This window comes from Curtobacterium sp. ER1/6 (assembly GCF_001742745.1).
Taxonomy (GTDB): Bacteria; Actinomycetota; Actinomycetes; order Actinomycetales; family Microbacteriaceae; genus Curtobacterium; species Curtobacterium citri.
Genome location: NZ_MJAK01000005.1, coordinates 1 through 24,266, shown reverse-complemented (window position 1 = coordinate 24,266; position 24,266 = coordinate 1). Strand labels below are relative to the sequence as shown.

At 73.3% G+C, this 24,266-nt stretch carries 21 protein-coding genes; 9 read left to right on the top strand and 12 right to left on the bottom strand.

Going from position 1 to position 24,266, the window contains the following annotated elements; genetic code table 11:
- Window positions 1-38: 38 nt before the first annotated feature.
- Window positions 39-695 (bottom strand): TetR/AcrR family transcriptional regulator, encoded by a 657-nt coding sequence (locus Cus16_RS09265; protein ID WP_069712382.1) that lies wholly within the window; start codon window positions 693-695, stop codon window positions 39-41.
- A 134-nt stretch (window positions 696-829) separates the two neighbouring features.
- On the opposite strand from Cus16_RS09265, the gene Cus16_RS09260 reads away from it, so the two are divergent.
- Window positions 830-1,627 carry an HAD-IIA family hydrolase gene (locus tag Cus16_RS09260; protein WP_069712381.1) on the top strand — a complete coding sequence of 266 codons (798 nt, stop codon included), beginning with the start codon at window positions 830-832 and terminating at the stop codon, window positions 1,625-1,627.
- Between the two features lie 194 nt (window positions 1,628-1,821).
- Here the strand turns inward: Cus16_RS09260 and Cus16_RS09255 are convergent, their stop codons facing one another.
- Both Cus16_RS09255 and Cus16_RS09250 read right to left on the bottom strand, forming a co-directional pair.
- Entirely contained in the window at window positions 1,822-3,645 is a 1,824-nt protein-coding gene (locus tag Cus16_RS09255) for a phosphatase PAP2 family protein (RefSeq protein WP_189319564.1), read from the bottom strand.
- 162 nt (window positions 3,646-3,807) lie between these two features.
- On the bottom strand, window positions 3,808-4,689 hold the full coding sequence (locus tag Cus16_RS09250) for a CPBP family intramembrane glutamic endopeptidase (protein ID WP_189319563.1): 882 nt from the start codon (window positions 4,687-4,689) through the stop codon (window positions 3,808-3,810).
- A gap of 146 nt (window positions 4,690-4,835) precedes the next feature.
- Here Cus16_RS09250 and Cus16_RS09245 point away from each other — a divergent pair, with 146 nt between their 5' ends.
- A complete protein-coding gene (locus tag Cus16_RS09245) occupies window positions 4,836-5,525 on the top strand; it encodes a metal-dependent transcriptional regulator (protein ID WP_069712378.1) in 690 nt (229 codons plus the stop codon).
- 148 nt (window positions 5,526-5,673) lie between these two features.
- On the opposite strand, the gene Cus16_RS09240 is transcribed toward Cus16_RS09245, so the two are convergent.
- Both Cus16_RS09240 and Cus16_RS09235 read right to left on the bottom strand, forming a co-directional pair.
- A complete protein-coding gene (locus Cus16_RS09240; RefSeq protein ID WP_223246571.1) occupies window positions 5,674-6,969 on the bottom strand; it encodes a sodium:proton exchanger in 1,296 nt (431 codons plus the stop codon).
- Between the two features lie 349 nt (window positions 6,970-7,318).
- Window positions 7,319-7,963 (bottom strand): HEAT repeat domain-containing protein, encoded by a 645-nt coding sequence (locus tag Cus16_RS09235; RefSeq protein ID WP_069712377.1) that lies wholly within the window; start codon window positions 7,961-7,963, stop codon window positions 7,319-7,321.
- Between the two features lie 82 nt (window positions 7,964-8,045).
- Between Cus16_RS09235 and Cus16_RS09230 the strand changes: the two genes are divergently transcribed.
- Complete coding sequence (locus tag Cus16_RS09230) at window positions 8,046-8,999, top strand: aldo/keto reductase (RefSeq protein WP_069712376.1); 954 nt, start codon at window positions 8,046-8,048, stop codon at window positions 8,997-8,999.
- Window positions 9,000-9,125: 126 nt separating this feature from the next.
- On the opposite strand, the gene Cus16_RS09225 is transcribed toward Cus16_RS09230, so the two are convergent.
- Both Cus16_RS09225 and pyrE read right to left on the bottom strand, forming a co-directional pair.
- Window positions 9,126-11,291, bottom strand: a complete 2,166-nt coding sequence (locus Cus16_RS09225; protein ID WP_069712375.1) for a septum formation family protein — start codon at window positions 11,289-11,291, stop codon at window positions 9,126-9,128.
- The gene (gene pyrE / locus Cus16_RS09220) at window positions 11,288-11,839 is read right to left on the bottom strand and encodes an orotate phosphoribosyltransferase (RefSeq protein ID WP_069712374.1); all 552 of its coding nucleotides are present in this window, start codon (window positions 11,837-11,839) and stop codon (window positions 11,288-11,290) included. The genes Cus16_RS09225 and pyrE overlap by 4 nt, the downstream gene beginning before the upstream one ends.
- A gap of 99 nt (window positions 11,840-11,938) precedes the next feature.
- Between pyrE and Cus16_RS09215 the strand changes: the two genes are divergently transcribed.
- From Cus16_RS09215 to Cus16_RS09205, 3 genes are all read left to right on the top strand, one after another.
- Window positions 11,939-13,615 carry a hypothetical protein gene (locus Cus16_RS09215; RefSeq protein ID WP_141718899.1) on the top strand — a complete coding sequence of 559 codons (1,677 nt, stop codon included), beginning with the start codon at window positions 11,939-11,941 and terminating at the stop codon, window positions 13,613-13,615.
- 73 nt (window positions 13,616-13,688) lie between these two features.
- Entirely contained in the window at window positions 13,689-15,041 is a 1,353-nt protein-coding gene (locus tag Cus16_RS09210; protein ID WP_141718898.1) for a peptidoglycan DD-metalloendopeptidase family protein, read from the top strand.
- Window positions 15,042-15,214: 173 nt separating this feature from the next.
- Entirely contained in the window at window positions 15,215-16,051 is an 837-nt protein-coding gene (locus Cus16_RS09205) for an exodeoxyribonuclease III (RefSeq protein WP_069712372.1), read from the top strand.
- Between the two features lie 170 nt (window positions 16,052-16,221).
- Here Cus16_RS09205 and Cus16_RS09200 read toward each other — a convergent pair whose 3' ends face one another.
- A complete protein-coding gene (locus tag Cus16_RS09200; protein WP_069712371.1) occupies window positions 16,222-17,145 on the bottom strand; it encodes an AEC family transporter in 924 nt (307 codons plus the stop codon).
- Between the two features lie 98 nt (window positions 17,146-17,243).
- On the opposite strand from Cus16_RS09200, the gene Cus16_RS09195 reads away from it, so the two are divergent.
- Both Cus16_RS09195 and Cus16_RS09190 read left to right on the top strand, forming a co-directional pair.
- Entirely contained in the window at window positions 17,244-17,837 is a 594-nt protein-coding gene (locus Cus16_RS09195; protein WP_069712370.1) for a nitroreductase family protein, read from the top strand.
- 93 nt (window positions 17,838-17,930) lie between these two features.
- Window positions 17,931-18,689: an HAD-IIB family hydrolase gene (locus Cus16_RS09190; RefSeq protein WP_069712369.1), complete on the top strand. Its 759-nt coding sequence runs from the start codon at window positions 17,931-17,933 to the stop codon at window positions 18,687-18,689.
- 67 nt (window positions 18,690-18,756) lie between these two features.
- On the opposite strand, the gene Cus16_RS09185 is transcribed toward Cus16_RS09190, so the two are convergent.
- Together Cus16_RS09185 and Cus16_RS09180 are read right to left on the bottom strand one after the other, a co-directional pair.
- On the bottom strand, window positions 18,757-19,380 hold the full coding sequence (locus Cus16_RS09185) for a phosphoribosylanthranilate isomerase (RefSeq protein ID WP_069712368.1): 624 nt from the start codon (window positions 19,378-19,380) through the stop codon (window positions 18,757-18,759).
- A gap of 61 nt (window positions 19,381-19,441) precedes the next feature.
- Window positions 19,442-20,494 (bottom strand): serine/threonine-protein kinase, encoded by a 1,053-nt coding sequence (locus Cus16_RS09180; protein ID WP_069712367.1) that lies wholly within the window; start codon window positions 20,492-20,494, stop codon window positions 19,442-19,444.
- A gap of 199 nt (window positions 20,495-20,693) precedes the next feature.
- Between Cus16_RS09180 and Cus16_RS09175 the strand changes: the two genes are divergently transcribed.
- Window positions 20,694-20,897 (top strand): DUF2945 domain-containing protein, encoded by a 204-nt coding sequence (locus Cus16_RS09175; RefSeq protein ID WP_069712366.1) that lies wholly within the window; start codon window positions 20,694-20,696, stop codon window positions 20,895-20,897.
- Window positions 20,898-20,900: 3 nt separating this feature from the next.
- On the opposite strand, the gene Cus16_RS09170 is transcribed toward Cus16_RS09175, so the two are convergent.
- Together Cus16_RS09170 and Cus16_RS09160 are read right to left on the bottom strand one after the other, a co-directional pair.
- Complete coding sequence (locus Cus16_RS09170; RefSeq protein ID WP_069712365.1) at window positions 20,901-21,662, bottom strand: DedA family protein; 762 nt, start codon at window positions 21,660-21,662, stop codon at window positions 20,901-20,903.
- Window positions 21,663-21,907: 245 nt separating this feature from the next.
- A complete protein-coding gene (locus Cus16_RS09160) occupies window positions 21,908-24,037 on the bottom strand; it encodes a fructose-specific PTS transporter subunit EIIC (RefSeq protein ID WP_069712363.1) in 2,130 nt (709 codons plus the stop codon).
- Between the last annotated feature and the right edge of the window lie 229 nt (window positions 24,038-24,266).

The following is a 24,266-nucleotide window of genomic DNA, read 5'->3' as shown; positions in this document are numbered from 1 at the left end:
CGCGTGCCTCGCGCCTCCCGTCCGGAGCACGTGACCGCTCAGCCGCCCGCGCCGCCCGCCCCGGCCACCCGGGCCGCGAGTCCGTCGACGATGATGTCGAGGCCGATCGCGAACCGCTCGTCGTAGGAGTGCTCGCCGAGGACGTCGGCGACGACCCGGTGCCGCTCCGGCCGCGCCGCGTCGGAGTCCCCGCGGCCGACCTGCACGCCGGCGTGCCCGACGACGAAGTCGTAGACGACGAAGAACGCGTACATGGCCTCGCGCTCGGGCAGACCCGCCCGGTGCAGCGCGCCGACGACCTTCGCCACGACGGCGTCCGACTCGGTGGACGTCAGCGGTCCCCGTCGGCTGTGCGACTCGAGCACCAGGGGGTGGGTGCGCATGAGGTCACGGAAGGTGCAGGCGAAGACCCGGACGACCGAGCGCCAGTCGTCCGGCCAGACGAAGGTGGCGGTGAACTCGTCGACGGTGCGCCGTACGAGTTCGGCGTGCAGGTCGTCGAGGCCACCGATGGTCCGGTGCACGGTCATCGGGGCGACGCCGAGCCGGGCGCCCAGGGCACGGAAGGACAGGCGGTCGAGGCCGTCCTCGTTCGCTATGGTCGTCGCGGCGTCGATGACCTGCTGGCGGTCGAGCACCCTCGGCCGTCCGCGACGGCGGGGTGCGGCGGACGGGGTGCCAGGGTCGTACAGCACGGCGAGGCCTCCTTGATCCGGTACGTGTGACGAAAACCGTAGCCGAAACCCGAGTGCCGTTCGGTGTCCGGTCGGCCAGGCCGCCCTGGTCACCCGGCCAGCGGCGTTCCGAGACCCCCCGGTACGCTGTGGCCATGGCGACCCGCGACGACGTCGAGTGCTGGCTGACCGACATGGACGGCGTGCTCGTCCACGAGAACCAGGCGCTGCCGGGCGCTCCCGAGCTCATCCAGCAGTGGCTCGACGAGGGCACCGAGTTCCTCGTCCTGACGAACAACTCGATCTTCACGCCGCGTGACCTCAGCGCCCGGCTCCGCGGCTCGGGGCTGCACGTGCCCGAGGAGCGCATCTGGACGTCGGCGCTCGCGACGGCGGACTTCTGCCGCTCGCAGATGCCCGGCGGCTCGGCGTTCGTGATCGGCGAGGCGGGCATGACGACGGCGCTGCACGAGGCCGGGTTCATCATGACCGAGACCGCACCCGACTACGTCGTCGTCGGCGAGACGCGGAACTACTCCTTCGAGGCGATCACGAAGGCCGTCCGACTGATCCGCGACGGTGCCCGCTTCATCGTGACGAACCCCGACGCGACGGGCCCGAGCGCCGAGGGCGTGCTGCCCGCGACCGGTGCGATCGCCGCGATGATCGAGAAGGCCACGGGCAAGCAGCCGTACGTCGTCGGCAAGCCGAACCCGATGATGTTCCGGTCGGCGATGAACCGCATCGGGGCGCACTCCGAGAACACGGGCATGATCGGCGACCGCATGGACACCGACGTGCAGGCCGGCATCGAGGCGGGGCTCCACACCGTGCTCGTGCTGACCGGCATCAGCGACCAGGCCGAGATCGACCGCTACCCGTTCCGCCCGAGCGAGGTCATCCAGGGCGTGCACGAGCTCGTCCGGCCCGAGCCGATCGAGGTCGAGCTCTAGCGGACGCACCGCGTGCCGCGCGCCCGTGTCCGCGCCCGGCTCCGCAACACGCAACGTCGGCGGTTCCTCGCAGCGGTACCGCGCTGCGCGCTGACGCCGAGGTTGCGTCCTGCGGAGCGCCGAACGGGAGGCGCGTGGCGGCCTGGCCACGCGCCTCCCGTCCGGCGGGGTGTCCCGTCAGGACGTCGCGACGATCAGCCGCTGACGACGGGCAGGTGCACGCCGGCCGGCACGGTGCCGGTGCTGCCGGCCCCGGTGCCGGTCCCGCCGGTGCCGGTGCTGCCGGTCCCGGTGCCGGTCCCGGTGCCTCCCGTGGCGGGCGCGGCCGTCACGGTGATCGCGAGCGGCGACACGAGCACCGAGGCACCCGACGCGTCGACCAGGTCGAGCGTGTGCGCGCCCGCGGTGGTGCCCGCGGGGACCGTGACCGAGCCGGACGCGGTGCCGTCGGCCCCGACGGTCAACGTGCCGACCACGACCGGGTCGGAGCGCAGCACGACCTGGAGGGTCGCTCCGGCGGGCAGACCGGTGCCGGCGAGGGCGATCGGCTTCCCGGCCTCGACGGAGGTGCCCTCGGGAGCGGTCAGCACACCCGAGACGACGCGGGCGTCACCACCGGTGGACACCACGGTGGCGGTGCCGTCCGCGGCGACCGCGACGGTCGCGCTCGTGGCGGCGGCCAGGTCGAGACGCTCCCACGAGCCGCTCGCTGTGCCGGACTGGTCGAGGGGGTACCCCGACGCGATCTCGGTCTGCGCGAGCACCGCGGTGCGCTGCGCGTCGGTCAGGGTCGGGAAGGTCGAGAGCAGCAGGTTCGACGCGCCGGTCGGGACCGACGGTGCCAGGCCGACGGTGCCGGTCTTCGCGAAGCCGTAGGTCATGCGCTCGCGGTAGACCTTCGCGGCCGAGGCGCGGTCGGTGACGACCTGGGCCGTGCCGCCGGGCATCGCCTGGCCACCGTACGGGTCGTCGGTGTACGGCTTCTCCGCCGCGATGCAGTCGGCGAGGGTGCCACCGCACTTCGCCTCGAGGTACTTCGTCAGCTCGGCGCGGGCCGGCTCGAGGACCTCGGTGCGGTACTGGGTGTCGGACCACCGGGCAGCCAGGGCGGCCTCGCCGTCGATGCGGCCGCCCATGATGTCGAGCGGGTAGTGCACGCCGAGGACGATCCGGTCGTTGCCGGCCTCGGAGGCACGCGCGAGGATCTCCGGCGCGAGCTCCGGCACGAGCGTGGCGAGGGTGATGCCCGCCTGGTACGCCGTCGTCGTGTGGCCCGAGGGGTACGAGCCGCCGGTGCAGATGCCCTTCTGGCCGTAGCCGGCGTCGAGCACGACGTCGTTCGGCGAGAACTGGTGCGTGGTGTCGGTCACCGCGGGCACGCGCGTGATCGTGAGGTTGCCCTTCGCGTCCGCCCAGGCCTTGCCGGTGCGGTTCGCGGCGAGCGACGACGCGTTCACGGTCGCCGGGTTGCAGCTGGCCGTGTCGTCACCGGCGGGCAGCGTCGCCGCGGTGTCGGTCGGCAGGTACGGCCGCGGGTAGCTGTAGTGGGCCTTCGCGTCGCCGGTGCCGACGTAGGCGCCGCTCGTGCCGTTCGACGAGTTGATGAGCGCGTTGACGAGCGGCAGGTCGCCGTCGTCGCGTCCCTGCACGAACAGCTTGCTGAGCGCGTCGCCGAGGCCCTCGGAGACCGTGAAGGACTGGTCGTAGGCGGTGTTCGTCGCGTTGTCGTACTCGGCGTCCTGCAGGGCCGTGAACTGCTGCGCCTTCGTCGCGTGCTGGTTGATCCAGGACGTGAGCCGGTCGTTCGTCGCCAGGGTCGCCGGGTCGTTCACGGTGCCGTGCAGGTCGTTCTTCCCGGTCGACGTCCAGTACTGGTCGTAGCCGTTCAGCAGCGACACGAGGTCGGGCTTGGTGGAGTCGCTCGGGTACGTCGCGGCCTGTGCGGCGAGCGGCGACCCGACGACGAGTGCGGTCGCGACGGCGGCGACGGTCACTCCGCGGAGGGCGGATCTGCGCATGTGTGGTGGTCGCCCGGCGGGCGACGCCCCTTCCTGTAGTTCCGGTCTGGAAACAGGCTGAACCTAGGGAGGAGTGGTTGCCGGACGGCGAACAGTCCCCCACGCGGGGGTGAACCGGGGCGCAGGCTGTGGGCATTCGCAGCGCCGCCGTCGCCTGTACGATCAGACGGCGGACGGGAGGCGCGGCTCGCCCGCCGACTCCGCGACCGCCCCCATGGGCGGGACCGTCCGCCACCGGCGTCGCAGGCGACGCGGCCGGTCGTCCCGCCAGGCGACCACGCCGCCGGCGACGACCCCGAGCGCCAGCACGGCGAAGGCGAACAGCCCGATGACACCGGCGGGCACAAGGCGCGCCAGGTCCTGCGTCTGCACGGTGCCCGAGACCGCGATGGACCCGAAGTCCCAGAACCCGTGGAGCAGCACCGGCGCGAGCAGGTTCCCGGTGAGGCGTCGGGCGAGGTACAGCGTCGAGCCGAACGAGGCCGCGAAGACCACCTGCACGACCGTGACGCCGACACCCGCCCCGGCCAGGACGTTGAGGAAGTGCAGGAGCCCGAACAGCACGCACGAGGCGACCCACACCCCGAACTCGGGCAGCCGGCGCCGGAGCCCGACGACGAGGACCCCGCGGGTCAGCAGTTCCTCGAACACCCCGACGAACAGCACCCCGACGGCGAGCAGCAGGAAGTAGCGGACCGGCTGCGCTCCCCAGTCGACGAGCGGCAGCCGTGCGACGCAGACGACGGCGATGAGGACCGGCGCGGTGAGCGTCCACCGCAGCGCCGTGCGGCCGCGGTCGACGGTCGCGATCGGCCACCAGCCCAGTGCGGTCACGTACGCGCAGAGCACGAGGACCGCGATCCCCTCCGGCAGCACGAGCGCCCGGACGACGCTGTCGACGGTCTGCCCGAGCGTGCCGTAGTCGTCGCTCGGCCGGGAGCGCCAGGCGCTGACGGCCGCGAAGGCGACGAGCGGGGCGAGGCCGAGCAGGAGCGACGGCGGCACCGGCCAGCGGCGACGCCGGTCGGGGGCTGTCGTGGTCACATGCCGTTTGTACCATTGACGCATGCGCCTGCCCTCCCTGTCCGTGATGGCCCGGAGCGGACACTGCACTACGGCGGTGTCGTGATGCGCCTGCCCTCCCTGTCCGTGATGGCCCGGAGCGGACACTGCACTACGGCGGTGTCGTGATGCGCCTGCCCTCCCTGTCCGTGATGGCGGAGGACTACGTGAAGCTCGTCTGGAAGTCGACCGAGCGCGGCGGGCAGGGGCTCGCGACGCGGGACATCGCCGCAGCCCTCGGCGTCTCGGCGTCCACGGTGTCGGGCAACCTCCGGAAGCTCGACCGCGACGGCCTCATCGAGCACACCCCGTACTACGGCGTGGTGCTCACCCCACTCGGGCAGCAGGTCGCCGTGGCGATGGTCCGACGGCACCGGCTCATCGAGACGTTCCTGGTGCAGCGCCTCGGGTACTCGTGGGACGAGGTGCACACCGAGGCCGAGGCACTCGAGCACACCGTGTCGGAGACGTTCCTCGACCGGGTCGACGCCGACCTCGGCCACCCGACGCACGACCCGCACGGCGACCCGATCCCGGCCGCCGACGGCACCGTGCCCGCGTCGCCGGGGACCCTGCTCGCGGCGATCGAGCCCGGCGGCTGCGGGGTCGTCGACCGGGTGTCCGACGACGACCCGGCGCTCCTGCGCTACTTCGACGAGCTCGGGGTCGGGCTGGGGACGCACCTGCGCGTGGAGCGGGTCCGCGACTACGCCGGGGTGGTCGCCGTCGCCCGGCGGGACCCGGCCGGCGAGGAGTCCCTCGTCGACCTGCCCGCCGCCGCGGCCGCCGCCATCTGGCTCGCCCCCGACGACGACTGACCGGCGCCCGCCCGCCCCCGCCGAACGGGCCGTTTCCGTCACGCTCGACGACCCGACCCGACGAGTCCTGCCCGCTCGACGGAGCGCACACGGCGTGTCCTGCCCACTCGGGGAGAGCTGCCATGGGCCCGCCGCCGTCAGCCCGCCGTCAGACGGCCTGTCGGCGGAACGGCGCCCGGAGCGTCGGCACGATGTCCCGGCGGTGGACCCAGGCCACGACGACGGCCAGCACGAGGTGCACGATGCTGAGCACCCACCGCCCGCTCGTGTCCGTCACCACGAACTGCACGGCGAACAGCGCCACGAGCGCGATCGCCGACCACCGGTGGAACCGCAGCGCGATGATGATCGCCACGCCGAGCACGGTCTGCGACGCGGTGAGCACGAACTCCTCGACCTGCCGCCCGTCGAGCGGCAGGCCGCCCGTGGTCCCGCCGCCGAGCACGTGCGCGATCGGCAGCGACCCGACGAGCAGCGACCACTGGTTGACCTTCGACGCGATGAGCGTCCCGATCGCGGCCCCGCCCATCCCCCGCAGCGCGAACAGGGCGGCGACGATGAACTCCGGGGCCTCGGTCGCGAGCGGGGCGAGCCACTGCACGAGGAAGTAGCTGTCGATGCCGAGCGCGCTGCCGGACTCGACGAGCGCGTCGGCGAACGGCTCCGCCGACGACAGGATGACCGCGGCCGCCACGACGAAGAGCGCGACGATCGTCCAACGGCGCGCACGCTGTGGCATCGAGGCGATGTTCCCCGCCGTGCCGACCATCTCCTCGTCGTCACCGTCGTCGTCCGACACCTTCGACGCACGCCACAGGTACACCACGAACGCGGCGAGCAGCACGAACCCGAACCAGAGCGGGATCGAGCCCATCAGCGGGATGAGGAACGCGACGACCGCGAGCAGGGCGAGGAAGCCGATGTCCAGCCGCGAGGACTGCTCGAGCTGCAGCACCTTCGTCGCCGATGCCGGCAGGGAGCCGGCCCGGACGTACCGACGGGCGACGAGCAGCGAGATGATCACGACGAGCGGCCAGCCGAACCCGAGCAGCAACCGGTTCGAGCCGGTCATGTTGGCGGCGGCGAACTGCTCGTAGGCCGGGTCGGAGCCGGACCGGAACGCGTAGTACAGGTCGACCGCGTACTCGGGCAGCACCGCGATGAGCGCGAGGATCGCGATGGCGAGCGCGCCGGAGATGTCCTGCTGTGCGGCCTCGGCCGCCCAGGCGAGCAGGAACGAGGCGGCGACGACCGCGCCGCCGAACACGAGCAGGTCGACGAGCGGGTCCGGCGCGAAGCCGCCGATGCGCCAGTGCTCGTCCACAGCAAGGGCGACGGCGGGCAGCGCGAGCACGATGCAGATCGCGATGCGGCCCCAGGCGCTGCGGCCCATGCGGGGCGGCGGCGCCGTCACGGTGGTGGGGGTGGGTGCGGTGTCGATCACGGGATGGTCCCTTGGTCGGGCCGCACCGATCGCGCAGGGGTGGGAGCGCTTCGGCACGGCAGGACGGCCGAAGGTCTCGCTCGCCCGGCGGGTGGGACCGCACGGGTGGTGCACCGGGCCGATCGTCGTGATGGCCAGTGTGTCGATGCACGCGTTGGGAGCTACTCCCCTTCGACCCCCACCCTGCCGTGCCGTGATCCGCGCACGCAAGCCGATCCGGCCTCTTCGGCGGCCCGAATCCGGGTCTTCCGCGGCCCGCCCCGGAACCGTCCGCGCGCAGTCGGCGTGACCCATCGACGGACGGGAGGCCCGTGGCGGCGTCGCCACGGGCCTCCCGTCCGTCGGGTGGTCACCCGGAGGCGCGCTTCCCGCGTCCCAGCGCCATCTCGCGTCGTGCGCGTTCCAGCGCGAGCGCCGATCCGGCGTCCGGGTCGACGAGGAGCCGCTCGGTCTCGGCGACGTGCTCGCGGACGGCCTCGCCGCGACGGTCCGACGCGTCGGCCAGGACCGGGGCGACCACGTCCTCGCCGAGGCTGACGAGTGCGCGGCTCAGCGCCAGCCGGGTCTCGCGGTCGCCCTGCCCGAGCTCGCGGGCCAGCCGTCTGGCGAGCGCGGGGCGCTCCTCGTCGGGCGCGAGCAGCACCGCGGCACGCCAGGCGATCCGGCGCACACCCGGGTCGTCGTCACCGAGCCGTTCCGCGACCTCCGGGTACACGGACCCGTCGCGGATCTTCGACAGCGTGTGGAGGGCCTGCGACCGCGCCTGCGCCTCCGGTCGCCCGAGCTCGCCGACCAGGCGCGGGACGACGACCTCGTCGGGCAGGCGGACGAGGGACCAGGTCAGTGCCTCGCGCACCTGCAGGTCCGGCTCGACCGCGCACCGTTCGACGAGCACGTCGAGGTCGGACGGGTCCGCCTCGGTGCCGGCGGCCATAACGGCACGGAGTCGGGCAGACGAGCGGGGGTCGGTGAGGGCGTCGGCGAGGGCGGTCATCCGTCCATCGAAACCCCTCAGCCTGCACGGCACCCGCAGGCATAGCGTGGACGGGATCCGTACCGCAGTGAAAGGAATCGCCATGCCCCGCATCGGAACCAGCGACCTGCACGTGTTCCCCCTCGCCCTCGGCGGCAACGTCTTCGGCTGGACCGCCGACGAGCAGACCTCGCACCGGGTCCTCGACGCGTACGCCGGTGCCGGCGGCGACTTCGTCGACACCGCCGACGTGTACTCCGCCTGGGCCCCCGGCAACGAGGGCGGCGAGTCCGAGCGCGTCATCGGCTCGTGGCTCCGGGCGTCGGGCAAGCGCGACGACGTCGTGGTCGCGACGAAGGTCTCGCAGCACCCGCAGTACAGCGGCCTGTCCGCCGCGAACGTCGCCGCGGCGGCCCGCGCGAGCCTGGAGCGCCTCGGCACCGACCGGATCGACCTGTACTACGCGCACTTCGACGACCAGGACACCCCGCTCGAGGAGACCGTGCGCGCGTTCGACCAGCTCGTGCAGGAGGGCCTCGTCCGCTACACGGCGATCTCGAACTACTCGCGCGCCCGGGCCGAGGAGTGGATCCGCATCGCGAAGGAGGACGGCCTGGCGCTGCCCGTCGCGATCCAGCCGCACTACAACCTCGTCACCCGCGAGCCGTACGAGTCGGACATCGCCCCGCTCGCCGCCTCCGAGGGGCTCGGGGTCGTGCCGTACTTCGCCCTGGCCGCCGGGTTCCTCACCGGCAAGTACCGCACGAAGGAGGACTTCGCCGGCAAGGACCGCGAGGGGCAGGTGTCGGGGTACTTCTCGGACGAGGGCCTCGCGGTCGTCGACGCCCTCTCCCGCATCGCCGAGGAGCACGAGGCCGAGATCGCCTCGGTCGCCCTCGCGTGGCTGCAGGCGCAGCCGGACGTCGTGGCGCCGATCGCCAGCGCCCGGAACACCGAGCAGCTCCCGGCCCTCCTGGCGTCGGCCGACCTCGAGCTCAGCGCCGAGGAGCTCCGGACGCTCGACGAGGCCTCGGCCGCGGTGCCCGCCGCGTCCTGACCCTCCCGGGCCTCGCGCGGGGCTCGCGCGGGGCTCGCGAAACGCAACGTCGGCGGTTGCTCGCAGCGGAATGTCGCTGCGAGAAACCGCCGACGTTGCGTGTTGCGGAAGGAGGAGGGACCTCGGTCAGGTGCCGGTGGGGGCGAGGGAACCGGTCAGGGGCTGCCCCGACGAGCGGGTGGCGAAGCACGAGATGAAGGTGTCGCCGCGGTCCCACGTGCTCTGGTCGGGCGCGTACGAGCCCTGCACCTGCACGTCGCCGAACCCGGCAGCGGCGGCGGTGTCGATCGCCTGCGAGCTCTGGCACAGCTGGGAGGCCTGGGCGGCGAGCGCCTCCTGGCCGGGCCACTGCCCCGCCTCCAGCTGCACCCGGGCCGTCAGCTGCGCGGCGTGCGCGGCCGAGCAGTCGACGACCGTGAAGGTCTGCGCCCAGGCGTCCGTGAAGGGCGACAGGCACTCCCCGCCGGCCAGCTCGGTCCACGCGTGCTCGCCGGGCGTCGCCGGGGTCGTCGCGAACTGCAGCGTCTGCGGCGGCGCCGACGGGGCCGCGGCCTCCTGCGTCGGTGACGGGGTCGTCGACTCGGCGGGGGCGGACGCGGCCGAGGTCGCGGTCGCGGTGGGTGCGGCAGCGCGCTCCTCGCTGATCGAGCTGCCGAGGATCCACTTCGTCAGGCCGAAGACGGCGACGAGCAGGACGACGATGAGCACGACCGCCGCGACGACGAGCAGCTGCTTGCCGCGCCTGCCCTCGTTCCGCAGACGGCCGAAGCCCTCGTTGATGAAGTTGTCGCGGTCCGGGCCGGGGGTCGAGCCGGTGGACGCGCCGCCCGGGCCCGCCGCGCGGGCGACGGCCGGGTCACGGTGCTGGTCGGCACCGACGGCGGGCATCATGCGCGTCCCGGAGTCGTGCGGGTCGTAGCCGGTCTCGCCGAGCTGCCCGACGGCCTCGGTGCCGAACAGGTCCTTGATCGCGCTCGTGTCGCTCGTCTCGCGCCCGTCCCACTCGGACTGGTCGAGGTCCTCCGGCGCCGCGGCCGGCAGTCGATCGGCAGCCGGTCGCCCGGCGGCCGGTCCCTCGGCGGTGGCGCCCGCGGCAGCGGTGTCCGCGGCGGCGGTGGCAGCGGCGGTGGGCTCGACGGAGGGCTGTGCGGCGGTCGGCGGCACGGCGGCCGTGGCGGGCTCGGCCCACCACGGGGTCGCCGCTGCCGCAACCGGCGCGGGGGTCACCGGGTCGGACTCCGCGGGCGACGGGGACTCGGGCGACCGGGCCGCAGCGACAGCAGTGTCAGCAGCGTCGGCGGTCTCCCCGGGAACGACGTCGTCCTCCGGATCCGCCTCCGCGGACAGCGACCACGACCCGACCCCGGCGGCCGCAGCCCCGCCGGCCGCAGCCCCGAGGGCCGTCGTGTCGAAGCGATCGGTGGTGAGCGCCGTGGGGACCTCGCCGGCCTCGTCGTCCCGGACCGCCCAGTCGAACGGCCGATCCGTCCCGCCCGTCGCGGCGGGGTCGTCCTCGCCCTGCAGCCGCAGCAGCTCGGTGAAGCTCGGCGGCTCGTTCGTCGGCGCGACGGGCGCCGTCGGCAGCACGCTCCCGACACCGATCGGCTGCGCCACCGGTCCGGTCGGGGTGGGGGTCGGCGCCGCCGGCCCCGGCCCGGTCGCCCGGCCGAGCCAGTCGACGTCCGTACGTCCCTGCCCGAACGGGTCGAGGCGGCGGCGTTCCTCGTCGACCGCGCGGTTCTCCGCGGCGCGCTGGTCGCGGCTGTGCATCGCGGTCGGCAGGGAGATCGACGACGGGTGCGACGCCGTGGTCGACGGCGGCACGGGGGCGGCGGGCGGGATGCGCTCGCCGAGGGTCTCGCGCTCGTGCTCGGCCGCGGCCTGCGGGTTGAGCGAGGCCTCGCGGAGCTCGTCGCCCATCGGGATCGCCTGGGTGGCACCGGCGTCCTCGGGGTCGGACGCACGCGGGGCGGCAGGCGCAGCCCCAGCCCCAGCCCCGGTGCCGTCCCCATCGGCAGGAGCAGCGGACGCCTCGTCGGTCACCGGCTCGAACGGCTCCGGCAGCGGTGCGCCCGTCTCGCGGGCGGCCCGCTCGGCCTCGCGCCGCTCGCGGCGCGAGGGCCACTCGTCGGCACCGCGCGGCGCACCGAAGATGTCGGCTGCGCTGCGCAGTCCGCGGAACGGAGCGTCCGGGGCGGACGTGCCACGAGCCTCCCGGCCGTCGTCGGACCCGTCTGCCGGTCCGGCGCCGTCCTCGGGCCCGCGCGCGTCCTCCGGACGCTCCCCGGTCACGCGCTCAGCCCCAGGTCGGCCAGTCCGATCGCTGCGAAGTAGGGGTAGCCGGCCGCCTCGATGCGCTCCTTCGCGCCCGTGTCGCGGTCCACGACGACGGCGACGGCCGCGATGACCGCACCCTCGCGCTCGAGCGCCTCGGCGGCCTTGAGCGGCGAGCCGCCGGTGGTGGAGGTGTCCTCGAGCACGACGACGCGCTTGCCGCGGACGTCGGGGCCCTCGACCTGCCGACCGCGACCGTGGTCCTTCGGCTCCTTGCGCACGACGAAGGCGTCGTAGGACAGCCCCCGCGCGGCGGCCTGGTGCAGCACGGCGCTCGCGATCGGGTCCGCGCCCATGGTCAGCCCGCCGACGGCGTCGACGTCGGGGACCTGCTGGAGCAGGTCCGTCATGACCTGGCCGATGAGCGGTGCGACGCGGTGGTCGAGGCTCACCTTGCGGAGGTCGATGTAGTACGACGCCTGCTTGCCACTGGTCAGCGTGAAGTCGCCGTGGAACACCGCATCGTCGGAGATGTGCTGGATCAGCTGGTCGCGCGTGTCGGTCACAGCGCACAAGGGTAGTCGGTCGGCCTCGGATCGCACCCGAGGAGGGCGCCGCAACCCCACCCGCAGGCGGCGCTCCGGCACGCTCGGTACGCTCCGGGCATGCCACCAGTCGTGCCCGGACCGACCGGCCGCGACACCGCCGTGGTCCCGTCCGACGGCCGGCCCGCGCACCGTGCGTGGCCCGCGGTCGGACGGGAGGCACTGGGCGCCGCCGTCGCGCTGGCCCTGTCCGTCATCGCCCTCGGACACGTCATGGCCACCGACCGGGTCGCCCTGCTCTGGTACGACGGCGACTCGGTCCTGCTGCCGCTCGTCGAACGCTCGATCCGGCTCGGGCAGCCGTTCGAGTGGGCGATGTCCCCGGCACTGTTCTTCTTCCCGGAACTGCCGGTCTACCTGCTCTGCTCCCTGGTGACGGGGACGCCCCAGCAGGCCCTGGCGCTCAACGGCGTCCTCGTGCTGCTCGCCGTCTACGCCCTGGTCCGCGCCGCCGCGAACGAGCTCATGCCGGCCGCCCGTCGGTCCGCCCGGATCGCGGTGTCCGCGCTCGCGCTCGGGTTCGTGACGGCGCTGGTGCTCACCGAGTACACCGCGACCGCGACCTCGCTCGAGCTCGGGTCGCTGCTGCTCACCACGACCTACTACTACGGTGCCCTGCTCGCGATGCTCGGCACGGCCGTGCTCGTGCTCCGCACGGTGCGGACCGGTCGCGCGACGGTGACCGTCCTCGTCGTCCTCGGACTCGTCGCGGCCTGCACGACGGCGTCGAACCCGCTGTACGTCCCGTGGTCGGCGGCCCCGGTCGTCGTGACCCTCGCGCTGCTCTCCCTCGCCGGTCGGGTGCCGTGGCGGCCGGCGGCGTGGACCTCCGGCGTGCTCGTCGCCGGCGCCGTCGTCGGCTACCTGCTCCGGATCCCGCTCGCCCCGTTCGTCTCGCTGGACCCGTCGACGTACGTGCACCCGGACCAGGCGGGACGGACGCTGGCGTTCTTCGCGGCGCTCACCGACGACCGGGCGGGGTCGGCCCGGGGCGACGCCGAACTGCTGCTGCTCTTCGCGGGCCTGGTGCTCGCGGTCGGCGGGACGGTCTGGGCCTGGCGGGTCCGGACCGCGCGGACGGTCCTCGTGGCGACCCTGCTGCCGCTCGTGACGATCGTGGCGGTGTCGGTCGGCGTGGTCGTCGCCGGGTCGCAGACGCCGCGCTACCTCGAGCCGATCGTGACCGCGCCGCTGCTCGCGCTCGTCGCGGTCGCCGAGCTCGTCCGCTCGGCCGTGCGCCGGACCCGGGTGCACCGACCCCGACGGGGCGTGCGGCTCGTCGTTGCCGTCGCGGCGGCCGTCGTCCTGGTCGCCGGGGTCGCGGTCGCCCCGGGCACCGTCGCGGCCGTCGCGAACGCCCGGTACGCGCCCGCCGCGTGCCTGGACCGCTGGGCCGACGGACGGCACGTCACCGGGGTCGGGCAGTTCTGGACCGTCCGCCCCCTGGCGGCCTACGCCGAGAGCGACGTCGACCTGCTGCAGGTGCGGGACACCTTCGAGACGTACCCGTGGCTCGTCGACCTCGGTGCCTACCGGGACGCGACGCCGACCTTCGTCGTGATCGGCGCGAACGACCTCTGGACCACCGCGGTGGAGGACTCGCTCGGTGCCCCCGCGTCGATCACCCACTGCACGGGCTTCGATGTCTACGACTACGCCGGGACCGCAGGCGCCGCCGTCCTGCAGCGCGACGTGGTGGGCAGCGCCGACCGGATCCGGCGCGAGCGCGGCTTCTGAGTGGGACGGGAGTTCTCCACAGTCGGCGCGGCGGCGTGTCGGATCGCCTGTACGGATGTATAGGCTCGTGCCCGTGACTCGTCCCACAAGCCACAGCGCCCCGCGTCCGATCGTCCGTCTCCGTCTGCTCGCCACCGGGCTCGCCCTGACCGGTCTGCTCGCGACGGTGCTCGTCGACGCTCCGAGCGCGAGCGCCGCGAAGTACCCCTCGTGGGACGACGTCATGGCCGCTCGCGGTCAGGAGTCGGCGAAGCAGGAGCAGATCACCGAGATCCGGGGCATCATCTCCGGGCTCGAGGACGAGGTCGCAGCGGCCGAGGCCGAGGCGAAGCGCCTCGGCGACGAGTTCTTCGCCGCCCAGAGCGAGGCACAGGACGCCGCCGCGAAGGAGCAGCGCCTCCGCTCCGACGCCGACGAGCACGCCGAGGTCGCCGAGCGCAGTGCCGCCCAGGCGGGGCAGTTCGCCGCGCAGATGGCACGGCACGGCGGCGCGGACGTCACCGCGTCCGTGCTGGCCGAGGGCGAGGACGCCCGTGACCTGCTGTACGACCTCGGCGCCCTCAGCAAGCTCTCCGAGCAGGCCGAGCGCGTGGAGACGGCGGCGACGGCCGACGCGGCGGTGGCCCGCTCCCTGACGGCACAGGCGGACCGGGCGAGCGAGGCGCTCAAGGAGCTCGCCGCCGAGGCCGAGGAGAAGATGCAGGCATCCCAGGCCGCTGCCGACCAGGCGCAGGACGCCTACGCCGAGCAGCAGGCCAACAAGGCGCGGCTCGACGCCCAGCTCGCGACGCTGACCTCGGGTCGGGTCCGGACCGAGGCCGAGTTCGCCAAGGGCGAGGCCGAGCGCAAGGCGGCGGAGGAGAAGCAGCGGCGCGAGGCCGAGGCGGCCCGCCAGCGTGAGCTCGAGCGGCAGCGCCAGGTGGCGGCCGCGGCCAACTCCGGCGGTGGCGGTGGCGGCGGCACGAGCGCCCCGGTCGGTGGCACGGGCGGCGGCGGCGGCGTCGGGTCCGGTTCGGGCACCGGCTGGGTCCGTCCCGGCGGCGGCTACGTCATCAGCCCGTACGGCTACCGTATCCACCCCATCACCGGCGTCGGGACCATGCACGACGGCCTCGACCTCACCAGCGGCTGCTCCACCGCGATCGTCGCCGCGTCGGCCGGCACGGTCGAGTACGCGGGCTGGTACGGCGGCTACGGCAACTACGTGCGGATCAACCACGGCGGCGGTGTCGCGACGGCGTACGGGCACATCGTCAGCGGCGGCTTCCGCGTGACGCCCGGGCAGCGCGTGTCGGCGGGGCAGCTGATCGCGCTGGTCGGCTCGACCGGCAACTCGACCGGCTGCCACCTGCACTACGAGGTGCACATCAACGGTGCGACCACCGACCCGGCGCCGTTCATGGCGGCGCGCGGCGTCCGCTTCTAGCCCGACGGTCCGCACGGTCCGCACGGTCCGCGCGGTCCGGGCGGGGCGGCGGCGGCTCGGGGTCGCTCCGCGATCGCGACATCCCGCGCGTCGATCGACACGTGCGGTGTCGCACGACGCCACGGGCCGCCGCGCCGACCCCCGTGCCAGCCGCCACCGGTAGGTTCGATCCCATGCGCGTGGCGACCTGGAACGTGAACTCCGTCCGCACCCGAGTGGGCCGGATCGTCGACTGGCTGGTGCGCGAGGACGTCGACGTCCTCGGCATGCAGGAGATCAAGTGCAAGCCGGAGCAGTTCCCGGTCGACGCCTTCGAGGCCGCCGGGTACCAGGTCGAGGCCCACGGGCTGAACCAGTGGAACGGCGTCGCGTTCGCCAGCCGGCTGCCGATGGAGGACGTCACCCGCGACTTCCCCGGCCAGCCGGGCTTCCTCAAGGGCCACGAGGGCCCGGACCTGCCGGTCGAGGCCCGCGCGATGGGCGTCACCGTCGACGGCGTCCGGCTGTGGAGCCTCTACGTGCCGAACGGCCGCGAGCTCGGTGACCCGCACTACACGTACAAGCTCGACTGGCTGGCCGAGCTGGCCGACCGCACGACGGAGTGGCTCGACGCGGAGCCGGAGACGCCGCTCGCACTCATGGGCGACTGGAACGTGGCGCCCCTCGACCGCGACGTGTGGGACGTCCGGGCGTTCGAGGGCTCGACGCACGTCAGCGAGCCGGAGCGTGCGGCCTTCCGCGAGTTCGAGGCCCGCGGGTTGCAGGACGTGGTCCGTCCGATCGTCCCCGAGGGCTACACGTACTGGGACTACAAGCAGCTCCGCTTCCCCCGCAACGAGGGCATGCGGATCGACTTCGTCCTCGGGTCCCAGGCCTTCGCCGACGTCACCGTGGCGGCGACGATCCACCGCGACGAGCGGAAGGGCGACGCGCCGAGCGACCACGTGCCGGTGTCGGTCGACCTCGACCTCGAGACCTCGCTCGACGACGACCGCCCGATGATCTTCTGACCCGGCGGCCCGTCACACGGCCGCCGATCGCCCGGCCGCCACGAGCGGGCACGACATGCCGTGCGTCGATCGCCGAGCGGGCTCGATCCGTCGCGTGGGGGTGCCGAGCGTCGCAGATCTGGCCCGCTCGCGGAGCCCCGCCCGCCCGCCAGACCCTGGGCCACGCGCCGCTACGGGTGCAACAGCGCCGCGACGAGCACCAGCACGGGCACCGACCCCACGGTCGTGATCAGGACCACGTCCCGCGCCACCGGCACCGCCGCCCGGTACCGCTGCGCGTAGTTGAAGACGTTCTGCGCCGCCGGCAGCGCCCCGAGCGTCGTGAGCACGAGGACGTCCTCGTCGTCGAGCCCGAAGACGAACCGGGCGAACACGTACGCCACCGCGGGCATCAGGATCAGCTTGAGCCCCGAGGCGACGAGCACGTCCGGCCGGGTCGAACGGTCCCGCAGCGGTGCGGCGCCGTGCAGGCTCATGCCGAAGGACAGCAGCACGAGGGGCACCGCCGCTGCGCCGACGAGCGCGAACGGCTCGAGCACCGGGGTCGGGATCTCGAGGCGGAGCGCCGAGCAGACGAGCCCCACGAGTGAGGCGATGATGATCGGGTTGCGGAACGGTCCGACCACACGCGCCCGCCACCCACCACCGTTCGCCGTCGCCGCATCGAGCACGGTGAGCGCGAGCGGTGCCAGCACGACGAGCTGCAGCAGGATCACCGGCACGACGGCCGTCGCCTGGCCGAGCACGTAGACGGCGACCGGCAGACCGATGTTGTTCGCGTTCACGTAGCCGGACGCCAGGGCGCCGACCGTCGTCGTGGCCAGGGACCGGCGCAGCACCAGGCGGAAGACCAGCACCGCGACGACCGCCACGGTCACGGCGCTGACGAGCGAGACCCAGAGCATCGGTGACAGCAGCGTCTCGATGTGCGCCGTCGCGATGGTGTGGAACAGCAGGCACGGCATGAGGACGAAGAACGCCAGGCGGCTCATCACGAACTGCGCGTGCGGGCCGAGCAGGCCGGTGCGCCCGACGACGTACCCGGCGGCGATGATCGCGCCGATGATCGCGAACCCGGTCAACACGCCACCCATCGGGTCCATCCTCGCACCCCGACCGCGGACCCGAGGCCGTTCCATGTGAACGCACTCAGCCCCGAAATGCGTTCGCATCGAATACCGTTGCACGCACCATGACCTCGATGCCTGCCACGCTCAGCCGTTCGACCGATTCCAGCCAGCCGCTCGTGCCGCTGCTCGAGGAGCGCTGGAGCCCGCGTTCCTACGACGAGTCCGCGACGATCTCGGACACGCAGTTCGACGCCGTCCTCGAGGCCGCACGCTGGGCCGCGTCCGCCATGAACCACCAGCCGCGCCGATTCATCGCCGGCCGCCGTGGCACCGAGACCTTCGCCAAGATCAACGAACACCTGCTCGGCTTCAACGCCGCGTGGGCCTTCCGCGCCAGCGCGCTGGTCGTCGGGATCCTCGAGACCGCGACCGAGGACGGCGACGAGCGCCCCTTCGCGCAGTACGACCTCGGTCAGTCACTGACGGCGCTCACCGTGCAGGCGCACGCCGAGGGCCTCCACGTGCACCAGATGGCCGGCATCGACGCCCAGGGCCTCCGCGCCGCGTTCGGCCTGCCCGAGCGGTTCGTGCCCTACACCGTGACCGCGATCGGCACCGTGGCGGACCCGTCGCAGCTCGACGAGAAGGCCGCCGAGCGCGAGGTCGCCCCGCGCACCCGCCTCCCCCTCGACGAGGTCGTGCTCGTCAAGGAGTAGTCCCCCGCAGCGAGGAGTCTCCCGCAGCAGCACGACGGCCGGGTCCCGACGGGGCCCGGCCGCCTCTGCACGGGCGTCTGGCAGGATCGACCCATGACCACGCCCCGCCTCGTCGCCTTCGACCTCGACGACACGCTCGCGCCGTCGAAGTCCCCGCTCGACCCGCGCATGCTCGAGACCTTCGCCGCCCTGCTCGCCACCGTGCCGGTCGCGGTGATCTCGGGCGGCAACTTCCAGCAGTTCGAGCAGCAGCTCGTCCACCCGCTGCGCGACCGCGACGGACTCCCCCTCGACGACCTGCACCTGCTGCCGACCTGCGGTACCGCGTACTACCGCTGGTCCGGGTCGGACTGGGCGCTGCAGTACGCCGAGGACCTCACCGACGACGAGAAGTCCCGCGCGCTCGCCGCTGTCGAGACGCAGGCGAAGGCCGCCGGCTACTGGGAGTCCGAGACCTGGGGCCCGATCCTCGAGGACCGCGGCTCGCAGGTGACCTTCTCCGCGCTCGGGCAGTCCGCCCCCGTCGACGTCAAGAAGCGCTGGGACCCGACCGGCGACAAGAAGGACCACCTCCGCCGGCTCGTGCAGGCCGAGCTCCCCGACCTCGAGGTGCGCTCGGGCGGCTCGACCAGCGTCGACATCACCCGCAAGGGCATCGACAAGGCGTACGGCATGCGCCGCCTCGCCGAGCTCACGGGCATCGACCTCGACGACATGCTCTTCGTCGGCGACCGCCTCGACCCCGAGGGCAACGACTACCCGGTGAAGGCCCTCGGCGTGCCCTGCCACGCGGTGGAGGGCTGGGAGGACACCGACGCGTTCCTGACGGAGCTCATCCCCACCCTGCGCTGACGCGCACCTGACGGACGGGAGGCGCGTGGCGGGCTCGCCACGCGCCTCCCGTCCGTCGTGTGGTGCGTCAGGGGATGCTGCGGACCGCCTCGACGAACGACCGGATGCGTGCGACGTCCTTGACCCCGCGCTCGGACTCCACCCCGCTCGACACGTCGACCCCGTCGGGGTCGAGCGCCTGCACCGCGGCGACGACGTTGGCGGGCGTCAGCCCGCCCGCGAGGATCCAGGCCTCGTCGATCCTGCCCGCGATCGTCGCCGGGTCGACGAGCTGTCCGCTCCCCGGCACGGCGGCGTCGAGCAGGAGCAGGTCGTGGTCGAAGGTCGCCCGCTGCTCCGGGGTCTCGCGGAGGTAGTCGTCGGTCGAGACGGCACGGATGGTGAAGAACCCGGCGTCCCGCGCGCGGGCGAAGTCGCTCGCGGACTCTCGGCCGTGCAGCTGGAGCGTGGTGAGCCCGACCTCGGACGCGATGCCGACCACCTCGTCGATCGGCTGGTCCCGGAACACCCCGACGGCGTCGATCCCCTCGGGGATGCGCTCGACGAGCTCCTTCGCGAGGTCCGCGGTCACGGTGCGGGGGCTGCCGGCGGCGAAGACGAAGCCGACCGCGTCCGCGCCGGCGTCCACGGCGGCGTCCACGGTCTCGGGCGTCGACAGGCCGCAGATCTTGATCCAGCGCTGATCGCTCATGCGTCCATCCTGCCAGGACCGGCGGCCGCTCGGACCCGGTCCGCGCACGGCGGGACCGACGTCAGTGCAGGGTGCCCGCGACGTACGCGGCGGCGCAGGCGGCGAGCACGCCGAAGGTCGCGAAGGACCCCACCAGGACGTTCCGGCGACGCCAGCGGCGGACCGCGCTGAACGTGCCGCGCTTGGCGTGCCGGTGCGCGGCGCGGTGCATCTTCGTGTCCCGCTTGTGCTTGATGCGCTCGGGACCGAGCGGCACCGGACCGGTGACCTGCGTCGACCCGCCGCGGAGCGCGCTCGCGACCGCCACCGCCGTCGGCCGCTTGGCCGGGTCGCGGTGCGTCATCTTGGCGAGCAGGTCCTTCCAGTCCGGACCGACCTCCTCGGGGACGCGCGGGTCGTTGCGGAGCCGCGCGAGCGCCGCCTCGATCAGGGTGCCGGAGTACTCCTGCTTGCCGGTCAGCGACTCGAGCAGCACGAGGCCGAGCGAGTACACGTCGGTGGCGAAGCCGATCGGTTCGCCGGCGACCTGCTCGGGGCTCAGGTAGGCGGCGGTGCCGATGATCGTGCCGTCGTTGGTCAGGCGCGAGCCGTCGACGAAGTGGGCGACGCCGAAGTCCGTCAGCTTGACCGACCGGGCGAACCCGGAGGCACCCTCGTCGTTGATGAGGATGTTCGCCGGCTTGACGTCCCGGTGCACGATGCCGCGGGAGTGCACGTAGGCCAGGGCGTCGGCCAGCTGGGCGCCGAGGTCGGCCACCTCGTAGTTGTGCAGGGCCCCGCCGGCGAGACGACGCAGCAGCGTGGTGTCGGCGATGAGCTCCATCACGATGAAGCGGTGCGGGCCGTCCTCGAACTCGTGGGTGCCCGCGTCGTAGAGCGGCACCAGGCCGGGGTGCGAGAGCATGCTCAGCAGCCGGATCTCGCGCTCCTGGCGGACGCGGTCGGCCGTCGTCATCGAGTCCGGCGTCGCGAAGAGCTTCACGGCGACGGCGCGGTAGGTGTGTTCGTCCCGGGCCTCGTACACGGACCCCATCCCACCGGTTCCGATGAGCTTGACGAGGCGGTACCGGGCCGCGAGGACCGTGTCCGCTCGTGCGCCGTCGACCAGGGTCATGGGGTACATCGTTCCGTCCGGAGCCATCGGGACCGCGGCAGGCGCCTGCGTGGTGACTCACGGGCAACGGTACGCGTCCCACCTCGATCCCGCAGGGGCGTTACGACATCGTGATGGGGGACAGATCGCCGTGGATCCGCGGATGCGTGCGGGTAGCGTCCGGACTCCGCGATCTCGAGGACTACGCAAGGAGGACATCATGGCGCTGTCGAAGGGCGACGAGGTGCACTGGAACACCTCGCAGGGCAAGACGACCGGGACCGTCGTCGAGAAGAAGACGAAGGACTTCACGTTCGACGGGCAGCACTTCAAGCCCACCGACGACGACCCGTACTGGATCGTCGAGTCGGAGAAGTCCGGCAACAAGGCCGCCCACAAGGAGTCGGCCCTCACGAAGAAGTGACCGTCAGTCGTTCGCGGGTGTCGCACGTCGGCGCCCGCGAGCGGCCTCGGCCGGTGCCTCGCTCTGCCGCTGCGCTCGGTCGGCTCGTGCGCGGCGGACCCGGCGGACGACGAACGTCACGACGACCACGGCGATCGCGACGTAGAGCACCCGGTCGATCCACTCCGTGTACTGCTCGACCTTGTCGTACTGCGTGCCGAACGCCGCTCCCAGCAGGATGAGCGCGCTGTTCCAGATGCCGCTCGCGATGATCGTGAAGAGCGAGAACGTCGCCAGGTGCATCCGGTCCGCGCCAGCCGGCAGCGAGATGAGGCTCCGGACGATCGGCACGAACCGGCCGAAGAACACCGCGCTCTTCCCGTGCCGGTGGAACCAGTCCGCGGCCTTCCGGAAGTCGTCCTCGTCGACGAGCGGCAGCCGGCCGAGCCACCGTACGGTCCGCTCGAAGCCGATCGCCGCCCCGAGCCAGTAGAGCACGAGCGCCCCGAGGTACGACCCGAGCGTGGCGAGCAGCAGCACGAGCACGAGGTTCATCCGCCCGGCACCGGCGAGGAAGCCCGCGAGCGGCAGGATCACCTCGGACGGGATCGGCGGGAACACGGTCTCGACGAAGAGCATGAGCGCGACGCCCCACTCCCCCAGGGCGTCGATGAGCTGGAGCACGAGGCCGGACAGGCCGCCGAGGTCCTCCGTCCCCTCCGTCCGGGACCCCGCCGCCGTGATCGTGGCGGGCAGGGTCGGCGGCAGCGTCAGGGCGGTCGTCATGCCGCCAGTGTCCCTGAGTGTCCTGACAGACCGCGGTGCGTGCGCTCGAGCGTGCCCGACCGCGAGCGTGCACGTTCCGTCACCGTCGGCGCTCCCGAGCGACGGAACCCGCACGCTCGACGTCGCGCACGCGGCGTGTCCTGCACCCTCGACGACCAGGCACGGGCGCTGCGCGCGCACACGACGGACGGGAGGCCCGTGGCGGATCCGCCACGGGCCTCCCGTCCGTCAGGTGGTGACGACCGCTACACGGCGGCCGGCGCGCGCTGACCGACCGTCTCGCCGGCCACGGCGGCCTGCTCGGCCGACGCCGCCTCGGCGGCGGGCGTCCGACGCACCCACTTCTTCAGCCCGACCAGGACGAGCGCGGAGACGACCGTGCCGGCCAGGATCGCGACGATGAACATCGCGATGTCCCCGATCGCGAAGAACACGAAGATGCCACCGTGCGGAGCGCGCGACGTGACGCCGGCACCCATCGAGATCGCACCCGTGACCGCGGCACCGATCATCGAGGCGGGGATGACGCGCAGCGGGTCGGCCGCCGCGAACGGGATCGCCCCCTCGGAGATGAAGGACGCGCCGAGCAGCCAGGCGGCCTTGCCGTTCTCGCGCTCCGGCTTCGTGAAGCCGTTGCGGTACAGCACGGTCGAGGCGAGCGCCAGGGCCAGCGGCGGGACCATGCCCGCGGCCATCACGGCCGCCATGATCTCGAACGGCACCACGTTCGTGGCGGTGCCCGCACCGAGGCCGGCGACGGCGAACGCGTAGGCGACCTTGTTGACCGGGCCGCCGAGGTCGAACGCCATCATCAGGCCGAGGATGATGCCGAGCAGGATCGCCGAGGCACCGGAGAGCGAGTTGAGGAACCCGGTCAGCTGGGTCATCAGCCAGGCGATCGGGCCGCCGAGCACGAGGAGCATGAGGCCCGAGGCGATGATCGACGCGAACAGCGGGATGATCACGACCGGCATGAGGCCACGGAGCCAGCGCCAGGTGGGGATGCGGCCGATCCAGTAGGCGGCGGCACCGGCGATGAGACCGCCGACGAGCCCGCCGAGGAAGCCGGCGTTCATGAAGACGGCGATCGATCCGGCGACGAAGCCCGGCGCGATGCCCGGTCGGTCGGCGATCGCGTAGGCGATGTACCCGGCGAGGGCGGCGACGAGGAACCCGAGGGACACCCCGCCGATCTGGAATGCTGCTGCGCCGAGGTAGTAGCCGAGGCCCTCCGGCGGCAGGTTGAGCAACGTGTAGTTCGTCAGCGTGTAGACGGCGTTGTTCTGCCCGGAGTCGCCGTGCGGCAGCGCGATCGCGTAGCCGGAGAGCAGGAAGCCGAGCGCGATGAGCAGCCCGCCGCCCGCGACGAACGGGATCATGTAGCTCACGCCGGTGAGGAGCCAGCGCTTGAGCGCCTGGCCGAAGTGCTCGTCGGCCTTGTTCGACTCGGAAGCCGTCGCGGCACCGCCCTGCACGCGTGCGGCGTTCGGGTCGTCGGCCGCGCGGATCGCCTCGGCGATCATCGCGTCGGGCTCGTCGACGCCGCGCTTGACCGGTCCGGAGACGAGCGGCTTGCCGGCGAAGCGCCCGCGGTCGCGGACGTCCACGTCGACCGCGAAGACGACGGCGTCGGCACGGGCGATGATCGCCGGGTCGAGGGGCTCGACCTGCGAGGAGCCCTGCGTCTCGACGTGCATCTCGGCACCGGCGCGCTCGGCCGCGGCGACGAGGGCGTCGGCGGCCATGTAGGTGTGGGCGATGCCGGTCGGGCACGCGGTGACGCCGACGATGACCTTGCGCGCGCCGGTGGCGCCGCTGGTCGCGCCGCCGGCCGCGGCTGCCTGCGCGGGCTGCGTCGTGGTCGGACGGGAGGCGCTGCTCGCGTTCCCGACGCCGGCTGCGGCGACCTCGCCACCCACCTCGCGCTGGACGAGGTCGACGACCTCCTGCGGGGTGGACGCGGCACGGAGCGCGGCGGTGAAGTCGTCGCGGATGAGCGCCCGGGCGAGCGTCGACAGGACCGTGAGGTGGTCCTTGTCGGCCCCCTCGGGCACGGCGATCATGAAGACGACGTCGGCGTCGCCGTCCGGGGCGCCGAACGGCACCTTCCGGGCGAGGCGCGAGAACGCCAGCGTCGGGCTCGACACCGAGGCCGACCGGGCGTGCGGGATCGCGATGCCGCCGGGCACGCCGGTGCCCACGCTCGCCTCGCGCTTGATGGCGTCCTCGGCCAGGGTGGCGCCGTCGGCTGCGCGGCCGGTCGCGGCGACGCGGTCGGCGAGCACGCGGATGACGTCGGACGACGTCCCGCCGAGGTCCTCGTCGAGGCCGACGAGCTCGGCGCTGATGAGGCGCTGCGTCGTGTCTGCGGACATGGGGTTGCTCCTTTGCAAGGGCGCCGTGGCGCGGGCAGTACGGGTGGTGGGGTGGCGCAGGGGTGGGTGGCCGGTCAGGCGATCGGTGCCGGGACCTGCGTCGTGTGCAGGGTCCGGACGGTCACGCCGCCGGGGTCGGTGTGGTCGAGGGCCGGGACGTCGCTGCCGGGCAGGGCCGCCGCGGCCGCTCCGGTGGCGACGGCCTGGGCGAGCCGCTCGGCGGGGGGGG